General features: G+C 59.3%; 11 protein-coding genes. 6 read left to right on the forward strand and 5 right to left on the reverse strand.

All coding sequences use genetic code 11. The features are described from left to right. Positions 1-17 precede the first annotated feature (17 nt). On the forward strand, positions 18-878 hold the full coding sequence (locus AC2FH6_RS16735) for a glycosyltransferase family 2 protein (RefSeq protein WP_496692181.1): 861 nt from the start codon (positions 18-20) through the stop codon (positions 876-878). On the opposite strand, the gene AC2FH6_RS16740 is transcribed toward AC2FH6_RS16735, so the two are convergent. Together AC2FH6_RS16740 and AC2FH6_RS16745 are read right to left on the reverse strand one after the other, a co-directional pair. Then, positions 875-1,369 (reverse strand): metal-dependent hydrolase, encoded by a 495-nt coding sequence (locus AC2FH6_RS16740; RefSeq protein WP_496698464.1) that lies wholly within the window; start codon positions 1,367-1,369, stop codon positions 875-877. The two genes, AC2FH6_RS16735 and AC2FH6_RS16740, sit on opposite strands and share 4 nt — an antisense overlap. After that, positions 1,369-2,139: an FCD domain-containing protein gene (locus tag AC2FH6_RS16745; protein ID WP_142639185.1), complete on the reverse strand. Its 771-nt coding sequence runs from the start codon at positions 2,137-2,139 to the stop codon at positions 1,369-1,371. The genes AC2FH6_RS16740 and AC2FH6_RS16745 overlap by 1 nt, the downstream gene beginning before the upstream one ends. Positions 2,140-2,289: 150 nt before the next feature. Between AC2FH6_RS16745 and AC2FH6_RS16750 the strand changes: the two genes are divergently transcribed. The 5 genes from AC2FH6_RS16750 (at position 2,290) to AC2FH6_RS16770 (ending at position 8,892) form a co-directional block, all read left to right on the forward strand. After that, positions 2,290-3,480: an aminotransferase-like domain-containing protein gene (locus AC2FH6_RS16750; RefSeq protein ID WP_496703711.1), complete on the forward strand. Its 1,191-nt coding sequence runs from the start codon at positions 2,290-2,292 to the stop codon at positions 3,478-3,480. A 44-nt stretch (positions 3,481-3,524) separates the two neighbouring features. Continuing rightward, the gene (locus AC2FH6_RS16755; protein WP_496703712.1) at positions 3,525-3,932 is read left to right on the forward strand and encodes a hypothetical protein; all 408 of its coding nucleotides are present in this window, start codon (positions 3,525-3,527) and stop codon (positions 3,930-3,932) included. 140 nt (positions 3,933-4,072) lie between these two features. Further along, complete coding sequence (locus tag AC2FH6_RS16760) at positions 4,073-7,528, forward strand: chromosome segregation SMC family protein (RefSeq protein ID WP_496703713.1); 3,456 nt, start codon at positions 4,073-4,075, stop codon at positions 7,526-7,528. Positions 7,529-7,582: 54 nt separating this feature from the next. After that, positions 7,583-7,933: a hypothetical protein gene (locus tag AC2FH6_RS16765; RefSeq protein WP_281973514.1), complete on the forward strand. Its 351-nt coding sequence runs from the start codon at positions 7,583-7,585 to the stop codon at positions 7,931-7,933. A gap of 161 nt (positions 7,934-8,094) precedes the next feature. Continuing rightward, positions 8,095-8,892: a class II glutamine amidotransferase gene (locus tag AC2FH6_RS16770; RefSeq protein WP_271951405.1), complete on the forward strand. Its 798-nt coding sequence runs from the start codon at positions 8,095-8,097 to the stop codon at positions 8,890-8,892. A 20-nt stretch (positions 8,893-8,912) separates the two neighbouring features. On the opposite strand, the gene AC2FH6_RS16775 is transcribed toward AC2FH6_RS16770, so the two are convergent. The 3 genes from AC2FH6_RS16775 to AC2FH6_RS16785 are packed head-to-tail and all read right to left on the reverse strand — an operon-like array spanning position 8,913 to position 11,970. Then, complete coding sequence (locus AC2FH6_RS16775) at positions 8,913-10,076, reverse strand: lytic murein transglycosylase (protein ID WP_496703714.1); 1,164 nt, start codon at positions 10,074-10,076, stop codon at positions 8,913-8,915. Positions 10,077-10,087: 11 nt separating this feature from the next. Further along, positions 10,088-11,008, reverse strand: a complete 921-nt coding sequence (gene cbiB / locus AC2FH6_RS16780) for an adenosylcobinamide-phosphate synthase CbiB (protein WP_496703715.1) — start codon at positions 11,006-11,008, stop codon at positions 10,088-10,090. Next, a complete protein-coding gene (locus AC2FH6_RS16785) occupies positions 11,005-11,970 on the reverse strand; it encodes a threonine-phosphate decarboxylase (protein ID WP_496703716.1) in 966 nt (321 codons plus the stop codon). Before AC2FH6_RS16785 ends, cbiB begins: the two co-directional genes overlap by 4 nt. Positions 11,971-12,131: the final 161 nt, after the last annotated feature.

A 12,131-nucleotide genomic window follows, 5' to 3' on the forward strand; every position in this document is an offset into this window, starting at 1 on the left:
CTGGATAAGAGCCCTTTATGACCGAATTGCCGACGATCAGTGTCGTTATTCCCAACCTGAACTGCGTCGATTTCATCGAACGGACAATCCTCTCTGTGCTTGAGCAGGAATATCCCAAGCTGGACCTGATCCTGTCGGACGGCGGTAGCACCGATGGTTCGATGGAGGTGGTCGAAAAGTACCGCGATGCGTTTTCACATATCATCTCGGGCCCGGATACCGGGCAGGCCAACGCTGTAAACAAAGGCTTTGCAGTGGCCACGGGCGACGTAATGGGTTGGATCAATTCGGACGATGTTCTTATTCCCGGCGGCCTTGCCACGGTAGGATCGCTGTTTGCGTTGAACAAAAACATGAATTGGATGACCGGGCGGGTCACGTGCATTGACGAAGAAGACAATGTCCTGACTGTACGGCGCCCAAAGCCCGTTTCACGGGTAAGACTGCTTGCCGGGGACTATCAGTGGGTTCAGCAGGAATCGACCTATTGGCGGCGTGACCTTTGGGATCAGGTCGGGGGCCAACTAAACGAGAACCTCAAGCTTGCCGTCGACGGAGAGCTATGGCTGCGGTTTTCGCGACATACCGATTTGGTGCCCGTGCATGCTCAGGTCGGGGCTTTCCGGTTCCGCAAGGGCCAGCGGTCCGAAGCGGCTGAGGCTTACCATTCGGAAATGCTTCAGGCGATTGAAGTCGAGCGTCAGGCGCAGAGCCGGTCGGATGACCTGATCGGGGCGATATTGGACACGCCGTTGGAATTGCGCTCTCGGACCGAAGCTGAAGGGTTGTTTCCGTCGCTGTACAGTCAGGACCCGAAGGCAATGAAACGGCCAAATTTGTGGGTTCACAGTCTTAAGCGGCGGCTGAACGGAATTTAACCCTCAAGGCCCTGCTGTTTCTTGCGCCTGCTGGTCCACCACACATAGGCCGCCAGGAGAGTGATTGCGATTTCGATCTTGAAGGTCCAATGGCTTAGAAAAGACAAAATCCAATGAGAATGCGTGGCCTGAACAACCACCAGCGGGTGGGTGAATTCGAAAATTGGCCAAGCCCATGCCACTTCGCCAACAATCGAATCCAAGGTCATATGCACCAGACCCCCGGCGCCGAAGGCTGCAGTAATGAGTCCTGCGCGCGGGAATCTTAGCCGCAGCAGCAGGCCGAGCGTCAGGATGCCGAGCCAAAGCAGAGGGCGGTGTGTGAGGTATTCGTGATGGTGGTGGCTGCGATTGTCTACGAAATAGAACCACAGCAAATCGATATCTGGGGCGATGGAACCAATCATCGCAGCGGCAAACGCAGCTTTATCCAATCCGGGCGTCGCAGTGCGAAAGACCAGATACGCACCAGGTAGGTGCCCAATGAACATCAGTGCTGTCCTGTCTCATGGTCCAGGCGCTGCTGCGCAATGGCTTCGTTCCGCAGGGCTTTCTGGTGGTCTTCCATGCAGATACGAACGAAGCCCAGATGCTCCTGGACTGCAACGCGCGCCGCCTCAGGGTCGCGAGCCTGCAGCGCTGAATTGATTTCCCGGTGCTGATCCAGAATGGCGTCTCGCGTCGTACGCTGCCGGAACATCATCTGCCGATTGTAGAAGACACCCTGTCGTAGCAGGTCAAACATCGACCGCATCATATGCAGCATGACCACGTTGTGACTGGCCTCAATGATGGCCATGTGGAACTGCGCATCCAGATGGGCCTCTTCCTCGGCCGCATTGCGGGCATGGGCGGCTTCCATCTTGTCAAAGATCGCCTGTACGACCTTCAGGTCGCTTTCCGACCCCAGTCTTGCCGCGCGTTCTGCTGCAAGCCCTTCCATGTCCCGGCGGAAGGACAGATAGTCGAAAACCGCCTCGTCATGGCTGCTGAACAACCGGATCAGAGCCGGTGAAAAAGCCGAGCCTAAGACTTCGGCAACATAGATTCCTGACCCCGCCTTGGCTGTCAGCAAACCCTGATGCTGAAGATCAGAAATCGCTTCGCGTAGTGAGGGGCGTGAAACGCCCAGACGGTCGGCCAGTTCCCGTTCTGCAGGCAAACGTTCTCCGGGGCGCAGGATCCCGCGCAGAATCAGCAACTCGATTTGTTTGACCACCGCAATGGACAGCTTTTCAGTTTGGATCTTTTGGAAGGGCATGGCGGCGCGTTTTCGAAATTGGTCAATTCATATGACCACATATCCGGGCCTGGTTCAAGCAGGGGGGTGGAGTCGAATTTAGGTCAGCAATATTGACATTATAAAATTTGCACCTAGGGTGGGTCGCAACAGGGCAGGAGGAGGCCAAGGATGACCCAGAATCTGTTTGCAACGCGGGCGTCCCGGATGAAAGCATCGGAAATCCGCGAGTTGTTGAAACTTCTTGATCAGCCGGGAATCATCTCGTTCGCCGGCGGCATCCCAGACCCAAACCTGTTTCCCACCGAGGCTTTTGCCCAAGCTTGTCAGGCCGCTTTGAATGCTGGGCCGCAGGCGCTGCAATATTCAGTCAGCGAGGGCTATGGTCCATTGCGCGAATGGCTTGTGCAGCATATGCGCGAGATCGGTGTCGATTGTAGTGTCGATAACATCCTGATCACCTCGGGATCGCAACAGGCCTTGGATTATCTGGGCAAGCTCTATTTGTCGCCAGGGGATACTGCGTTGATCGGCTGGCCGACCTATCTGGGGGCGATCAACGCCTTTGATGCCTACGAGCCCCGGTTCGACCGTCTTATGCTTAATGGCAATAGAGGTGCCGCCGAATATTCCGAAGCCGCAGGCGAGGGCGCGGTCAAATTCGCTTATCTGTCGCCTGATTTCGCAAATCCAACCGGTGAGACCGTTGACCTACGTGGTCGAGAATACCTGCTGGATCTTGCCGATGATCTGAATATCGCAGTGATTGAGGACGGCGCCTATCAGGCTCTGCGCTATGAAGGAGATGCCATCCCTCCGGTTTTGGCGTTAGAACAGGCGCGAAAAGGGTCGATCGAGGCCTGCCGTACGATCTATTGCGGTAGCTTCTCGAAAACGCTGTCTCCCGGTTTGCGCGTTGGCTGGGTGGTGGCCGCCAAGCCCATTATCTCGCAACTGGTATTGGTCAAGCAGGCGGCGGATTTGCATTCGCCCACGTTGAACCAGATGGCGGTTGAGCAGGTAGCTCACGCGCATTTTGACACGCACATCCCGCTTTTGCGCCAGACCTATGGTGCCAGACGCGATGCTATGCTGGAGGCGCTGCAACAGAACATGCCCGATGGCGTTCAGTGGACGCATCCCCAGGGTGGTATGTTCATCTGGGTGACTCTGCCTACTGGTGTGAACGGGGCAGACCTGCTGGCCCGTGCGCTCTACACAGTGAAACTGGCCTTTGTGCCGGGTCGGGCCTTTTTCGCAGATGGCTCGGGCGCCAATACGATCCGGTTGAGTTTCTCGAACTCGGATGAGGATACGATCCGCGAAGGTATTCGCCGCTTGGGAATAGTACTTAGGGCCTGAGCGAAGGAAAGGTTCTGTTAACCAGTTTTGGCAATGATGCGGATATGATCCGGATTTTGTCTTTTCTGATGCTGGCAGCATGTTCGGCCGGGACCCCTCACTTTCGCCATGTTCAGGCGACGCGTATCGCTGTGAATGGCAGCGTATTTGATGTTCGCGTGCGCGGAGATCTGGCCGAAGCCGTTCGGGTTAATTCGCAATACGCTCCGCGTCTTGGCCCGATCCGCGAACGAGCGGCCATGGCGATGGCTCAGGTCTCGGGATGCCCGATACTGGATGTCCTGGGCGACGCGGCTGTGACCGTTGGCGTTTTGGGTTGTGACCGCGCCATGGGCAAGCGGTTGCTGCTGACGGCGGTTTCAGTCCCGAATTACGAATGCATTGATACCGGGCTGTTTCAAGACCTTGGTGACGGCGACGGCTATCAGGTCTTTGAGTGTGCAGCCTACTGAATCGCGCCTTTTCTTGCGGATTTAGGCAAGATGTTGTGGATAAGTGGGCCATATATCCCATATCCTGCGCGACTCCGTTGACTCACCCCCAATCCGTTGCGCAGACTTCGAAGGTATAGGAATCACGGGACCCATTGCCTTTGCGCTTTAGCAAACTCAAACTCACCGGCTTCAAAAGCTTTGTTGATCCGACCGATCTGATTATCGCGGATGGGTTGACCGGTGTTGTGGGGCCTAATGGTTGTGGCAAATCCAATCTGCTGGAAGCTCTGCGTTGGGTGATGGGGGAAAACCGACCCAAATCCATGCGCGGTGGCGCGATGGAAGATGTGATTTTCGCCGGGGCCGCCACGCGGCCGGCCCGCAATTTTGCCGAAGTTGTGTTGACCATGGACAACTCCGAGCGGCTCGCGCCCTCGGGTTTCAATGACAGCGACCAGCTTGAGATTGTCCGCCGCATCACCCGAGATGTCGGGAGCGCCTATAAGACCAATGGCAAGGATGTGCGGGCGCGTGATGTGCAGATGTTGTTCGCCGACGCGTCAACGGGTGCACATTCTCCGGCGCTGGTCGGACAGAACCGCATTGCCGAACTGATTAACGCCAAACCCCGCTCTCGCCGCCGCATTCTGGAAGAGGCGGCCGGAATTTCGGGCCTCTATCAGCGCCGACACGAGGCCGAGTTGAAGCTGAAGGGTACCGAGGCCAACCTGACCCGTGTGGATGACGTGCTGGAACAACTGGGCGGACAGCTGGCGCAGCTGGCCCGTCAGGCGCGTCAGGCCGCCCGCTATCGCGAAATCGGAGAGCAGCTGCGCCAAGCCGAAGGCATGTTGCTCTATCGTCGCTGGAAAGAGGCCGACATGGCCCGCCAGCAGGCCGAGGAAAAGCTGCGCGAACGCCTGACCGAGGCGTCGCGCGCCGAAGCTGATGCACGCTCTGCCGTAGCAAGCCGGGCGGAAATCGAAGAAACCCTGCCGCCCCTGCGCGAGGAAGAGGCCATTGCCGCCGCCGTCCTGCAGCGCCAACAGGTGCAGCGGGATCAGTTGTCGGATCAGGAAACCCGCGCCCGTCAGACGATTGAGACATTGACCAATCGCATTCAGCAGCTTGGCAACGATATCGAGCGCGAGGCCGGGCTGAACCGCGATGCGGGGCAGATGATCGAACGGCTGGAATGGGAAGCTCGTGAATTGGCCAAAGCTGCCGATGGCCACGACGAAAAAGCCGCCGAGGCCGCCGAGGTCGCGCGCGAAGCGGCCACTGTCCTGCAAGACCGCGAAGACCACTTGTCACAAGAGACTGAGGATATGGCGCGTCTGGTTGCGCGCCACCAGTCCGGCCAGCGATTGGTCGACGACAGCCGCAAAACGCTGGCCAGGTCGGAAGGTGAAGAGGAAAAGGCCCGCGCAGCGGTGGATGAGGCGAAAACAGCCCTGACCCGCGCCGCCGAGGCATTTGAGGCCGCGCAAGAGGGTGAAGAAGAGGCTCGCGAGGCCTCTGAAGCCGCCGAAGAGGCACTGGCCGCCGCTGACGAGTTACGCAATGAAACCCAGGGCCGCGAGGCCGAGGCGCGTGCGAAAAGATCCGAAGCTGAAGGTGAGCTGGGTGCGATCCGCGCCGAGACCACAGCTCTGGCCAAGCTGGTTGAACGGGATACCGCAGAAGGCGGGCAGGTGCTCGACATGCTGCGTGTGGCTCCGGGTTATGAAAAGGCATTGGGCGCTGCGCTTGCGGATGATCTGAGGGCACCCTTGGTCGAGGGCGACGGGCCATCAGGCTGGGTTCCGGTTGCTGGCTATGATGCCGATCAATCGCTGCCCAATGGGGCCGAGCCGCTGGCCTTGCATGTATCCGGACCTGATCGCCTCAGCCGCCGGATCGCGCAGATTGGTTTGGTCGATGCGGATCAGGGCGCGCGGTTGCAGGCATCGTTGAAGCCGGGCCAAAGGTTGGTGTCGCGTTCGGGCGATCTGTGGCGGTGGGACGGATTCCGTGCCTGGGCCGAGGATGCGCCAAGTGCGGCCGCCCTGCGGCTTGAACAGCTCAACAAACTTGAGGCACTGAAACAGGAACTGGCCCGGACTGAGGCGCAAGCCGACGGGGCCCGCGCAGCGCACGAGACGCTGTCGCAACAACTGGCCGACGTGACCGAGGCTGACCGCCGCGCCCGCGAGGCACGCCGCGCCGCCGATCAGCGCATGGCTGAAACCGCGCGTCTGCTCAGCAGGGCCGAGGCCGATCGCAATCTGGCGCAGGGCAGGCTGGAAACGCTGGCGCTTGCCGTTGATCGCCACAAAGAGGATGCGATGTCCGCCCGTGCCCAACTGCGCGAGGCCGAGGGCGCCTTAACCGGTCTGGGCAATCTCGACAATGCCCGCGCGCAGGTCGAAGACATCAAACAGACGGTCGAGGCGGCGCGGATCACGATGCTGACTCACCGCTCGTCCCATGACGAGCTGCGCCGCGAGGGCGAGGCCCGTACCCGCCGTACACAAGAGGTCACCAAGGACCTCAGCGGTTGGCGGCACCGCCTGGACAGCGCCGAAAAGCGGATCTCGGAACTGGCCGAGCGCAAGGAAAGTTCCGAGGAAGAGCTATCCGAAGCGATGGCTGCTCCGGGCGAAATCGCCGAGGCGCGTGAAGAGTTGAACGAATTGATCGAAACTGCCGAAGCCCGCCGGGCCGAAGCCGCCGACAAGCTGGCTGCCGCCGAGTCCCGCCAGCGAGAGATTGTGCTGGCTGAGCGCGAAGCGGAACGTTTGGCTTCGGAAGCGCGCGAAAGCCGCGCCGCTGCTGAGGCGCGCTGTGATGCCGCCAAAGAGGCCGTATCGGCAGCGGCCGAGCGTATCGCTGAGGATCAACAGCTAACCCCGAACCAGTTGCTGAATCAGCTGGATGTGAATCCCGACCAGATGCCGGCTGCCGATGCTCTTGAGGCCGAGGTCAACCGCCACAAACGCCAGCGAGATGCGATGGGCGCGGTAAACCTGCGTGCCGAAGAGGACAGCAAAGAGGTTCAGGAAGAATTCGACACGCTGAACGGCGAAAAGGCCGATCTCGAAGAGGCGATCAAAGCGCTGCGCAGCGGCATCTCCAGCCTCAACCGCGAAGGACGCGAACGGCTACTGACCGCGTTTGAACAGGTGAATTCGAACTTCGCCATGTTGTTCAAGCATCTCTTTGGCGGTGGCGAGGCCAATCTGGTCATGGTCGAAAGCGACGACCCGCTGGATGCCGGCCTTGAAATCATGTGCCAGCCGCCGGGCAAGAAATTGTCGACGCTCAGCCTGCTTTCGGGTGGTGAACAGACCCTGACCGCGACGGCCCTGATCTTTGGCGTCTTTCTGGCGAACCCGGCTCCGATCTGTGTTCTGGACGAGGTCGATGCTCCGCTGGATGATGCCAACGTGACCCGGTTCTGCGACCTTCTGGACGAGATGTGCCGCCAGACCGACACACGGTTCCTGATCATTACCCACCACGCGGTGACCATGGCGCGGATGGATCGTCTGTTCGGCGTCACCATGCAAGAACAGGGTGTCAGCCAGCTGGTCTCGGTTGATCTGAAGAAAGCCGAACAGATGGTCGCCTGACCTCTCACTGCAACGTTATGAGCGGTTTCGTAAGAATTGGGTTAGGCTGCTGCCATGACCCGTTTCCTGATCATCGCCCTACTGACTGCTACCCCTTTAGGGGCCGCGGAATGGACGACCAAGCCCGATGACGTCCCTCTGACCCAACAAGAGTTGACGGCGCTGGCGGGTCGGACGCTGACCTTTTATGATGACGGGCAGTCGCGATACTCGGCTGGCGGGGCCTATTCCTATACCTATGCCAGCGGAGAATCCGCGTTCGGAACCTATTCCATCGCGGAGGATGGCAGTATCTGCGTGCAATACAGAAACGGGTTCGGTCGATGTGATCTTTATGTCCTGAGTGCTGGACGCCTGATCCTGATCACGGAAAAGGGAGAGCGTTTCCCGGTACGGCCCGAGTGACATTCAAGAAACCGGGCAACTGTTGAAATTGATCTGAATATTTGGATTTTTGGTGGTCATTTAATCGTAATATTTCAAAATTAGATGGAGATCAGGGGCGAATTCTCACCCCGCGTTGTTGTAATTTCCCGTATCAACAACGGATCAAAAGAGGCGGGTCGATGTGCAGATTTCTGGCTTGGGCGGGTGCGAAACGGTTTCTGGACGAACTTGTTATGGACCAGGAACAGTCGCTGGTGCATCAAAGCAGAAATGCCCTGATTGGCAAAACGCCGATCAACGCGGATGGTTTTGGGTTGGCCTGGTATTCCGGGCGCGAAACGCCTTGTTTTTACAAAGACACCAACCCGGCTTGGTCGGATGCCAACCTGAAACAGTTGACCCATCACACGAAATCGCACCTGTTCCTGGCGCATGTACGTGCCTCAACAGGGACTGCCACGTCGCGGAACAACTGCCATCCCTTTGGCTGTGGTAAGTGGAGCTTTATGCATAACGGGCAGGCCGGCGGCCATGACCGTATCCGCCAACAGCTTGACGGGATGATACCTAGCCACCTGTACGATCATCGCCTTGGCGCAACTGAAAGCGAGGCGATTTTTCTGATTGCCCATGGCGAAGGGTTGGACGCCGAACCCATCGCCGCGATGGAGCGTGCGGTGCACCGTGTCGAGGTGCTTGCCCGCGCTAAAGGAAGCCTACCCCATATGCGCTTTGCCGCCTGCTGGTCCGATGGAGATCGCCTGTTTGCTGCGCGCTATGCCTCGGACCGTTTCGCACCCAGCCTGCATTACAGGCCCTGCGATGATGGGATCATTATCGCGTCTGAGCCGCTGGATGCGAAGAATGGCGATTGGGCCGAGATCCCGGCAAATACCGCCATCGAAACACGCGGCGATAGGCTGCAGATGCATGTGTTTGAGCCGAACGGGCGATCTTTGGACGCCGAAGTCGCCTAGATCGCCGTATCGAAGAGCGACTAGAGCCGGTTCAACAACTCAGCCGTTGGCCAGGCATCCGCAGGCAGGCCTAGTCGTGCTTGCTCTGACTGGACAGCCGCGCGGGTCCCTGCGCCCAGAATCCCGTCGATCTTGCCCACATTATGGCCGCGCGCCTGCAGCTTGCTTTGCAGCTGCTTCATCTGTGCACCCGATAAGCCTTGGGCCGCGTTGCCCGCGTCATAGACCTGTGCCCCTTCAAGCCGGGTGCCGAAATAGGCTGCGGTCAGCACATAGACAAAGCTCTGGTTCCATTCGAAATACACATCAAAATTTGGATAGGCCAGAAAGGCAGGCCCGTTATGCCCTTGCGGTAGGATCAGCGAGGCGGGCAGGTTGGTGAGGGACCCGTAGCGTGCCTGAACGCCCATCGCCTGCCAGTCAGAAACCGAACGCGGTTTGCCCGGGCCCGATAGCGACCAATCCATCCGTGCGGGTACGGTGACCTCTTGCAGCCAAGGCTGCCCCGGTTGCCAGCCCAGATGCGACAGCATCTTGGCGCCCGACATAAGCGCATCGGGCGCAGAGGTCTTTAGCGAAACCTTGCCGTCACCATCGCCATCGACCCCGTTTTCCAGAATGTCTCGGGGCAGCATCTGCACCATTCCTATCTCGCCAGCCCAAGCACCTGACGTGCGGGCCGGGTCGAAATTTCCCCGGCTGTACAGCTCAATCGCAGCGAACACCTGAGGCCGGAACAATTCTGGACGACGGCAATCATGCGCCAGCGTCACCAGCGCGTTGCGGGTGTTGAAATCCCCCTGAAACGCCCCGTAATCCGTTTCGAACGCCCAAAATGCCAACAGCACCCCGCGCGAGACACCATATTGTTGCTCGATCCGGTCAAACACCGCGTCGTATTTGCGCGACATGGCCTGACCCCGGTCGATCCGGTTTTGTGAAATCAGGTGTCGCGAAAAATCAATGAACGGTTTCTGGAACACGCCCTGTGCCCGGTCGGCTTTCAATACCGCGTTGTCTTGTTGCACACCTTTGAAGAAGGCATTGACGGTGGATTTGTCAAAGCCTTGCTGAACGGCTTCGGCCTTCAACCCCTTCACGAAGGAATTGAAACCCCCGCCACATTGGGCAAGCGCAGGTGAAGCAAACAAGGCGGCGGCAACAAGGCCGGAAAGAAAACGCATGGACAGGTCCGTCAGATTATGAAGCTGACCCCAACCCACACTGACACGAGGCCAAGCGCAAGCCCCCATATCCTCCAAAGCATGTCACATGCGCGGAAAATTTCTGGCGCACCGATTTCGCGCGAGGCTTCGCCGTTGACCCAGGCCAGATCCCTGATCTGCCCGTCATAGCTGCGCGGCCCGGCAAGGGCCACGCTCAGCGCGCGTGCCATTGCCGCCTCGGGCCAGCCAGCGTTGGGAGAGATATGGCGGCGCGCATCGCCGACCATCTCGCCCCATCTGGCCCATTGGTTTGACAAGATGACGATCAACAGAAAGGTCAGTCGCGCGGGGATCAGGTTCAGGACATCGTCCAACCGCGCAGTTGCCCATCCGAAATCACGGTATTTATCCGTGCGATAGCCGACCATGCTGTCGGCAGTATTGATCGCCTTGTAGACCAGAAGCCCTGGCAGGCCACCCACCAGAAACCAGAAGGCCGGCGCGATGACTCCGTCGCTGAGGTTTTCAGCCGCGCTCTCGATCGCGGATCGGGCGACCTGTGCTTCGGTCATGTCCTTGGTGTCGCGTGACACGATCATAGCGACCTTCGCGCGCCCATCGACCAGCGAGGTCTGCAAACCCTCGCCAACAGCGCGGACATGTTCCACCAGCGATTTTTGTGCCAACAGCACAGCGCAGATGATGGTGCCGATGATCGGGCCAAGCAAAGACAGAAGCCCCCCAAGCCCAGCGGCACCTGCGACCAGCATCGCGGCAACAGCTATGCCCTTGAGGCGACGGTACGAGCAATGGTTCAGGCGGTCGTCAAGCCACCCGATGAGTTTACCAATCATAACGGCGGGGTGCCGGACGCGCGACCACAGCCAATCCGGCTCGCCCAGTGCAGCATCCAGACACATGGCGCAGACTAAGATAAAGGCGGTGCTCACAGGGCCGCCTCAAGCCGCGCCCAGCCATCTGCCGGTGGCAGGCCAAGGCGCAGATAGGTTTGCGAATAGGGGAATACACGAGTCCAGATATGTGCGCGGGCCAGCCGGTCTTGCCAGGCGCTGGCGTCGTCGACCTGATAGAGCCGGAACAGGCTGGTGCCGCCGATCAGCTGCGCGCCTTTCTGCGTTACCATCCGATCCATCCGGGCGGCATCGGCCGCCAAAAGCAGGCGGGTCTCGTCAGCCCAGGCCGTGTCGCGCAACGCTTGCTCTCCGATCCGCAAGGCGGGACCTGAGACCGCCCAAGGCCCGGTCAGATCGTTCAAACGTGCGATCAGATCGGGGCGTGCGATGGCAAATCCCAGCCGTACCCCCGCCAGCCCCCAGAACTTGCCAAAGCTTTTTAGCACGATAACACCGGGCCGGTCGGCAAGATGGATCAGCGAGGCATCGGGCGCGACGTCGCAAAAGCTCTCGTCGATAATCGTCAGGGGGGCATCCACATCGCCCACGCTCCAGATGCGCCCATCTGGGTTGTTAGGGTGCACGATCACGCGCGCCTCAACTGGGCCCGAGTTCTGTAGCGTCCAGCCCTGCGCGGCAAAGGCGGCGGCATGTTCGTTATAGGTCGGAGTGGTAATCTGAACCCGGCCGGTTGCAGCCAACGCAGGAATGCGGGCGATCAGAGCAGATGCGCCGGGTGCAGGCAGGATCTCTGCACCCTTGGGAACTGACCAGAAACTGCGGGCCGCATCGGCCAGCCGTTCAAATGCGCCATGGTCGGGCAATTCCATCCAATCCGATGGGGTGAGCCCGGCAACTTCGTATGGAACCGGATTGATTCCGGTGGACAGGTCGATCCAATCGGTTCGCTTACCGCCATAAACTGACATGGCCCCATCCAATCCACCGCCATGGTCCCGAGCGGCCCGCGGATTCAAATCTCTATTTTTGCGCGCCATCGGGCCCCTCGCCGGAATCACCAAATTTTGCCTGTTTCAAGCGGATTTCTGCCAGTTTTACAAGCAAATCCGCGTGATCAGGGGCGTGCTCCGGCTCGGTTAACACTTTGTTAATGAATTGGCGTGAACACAAACCTTAGGGGTCGGCACCACTCACCATA

The organism is Ruegeria sp. CDSC045 (assembly GCF_059610725.1).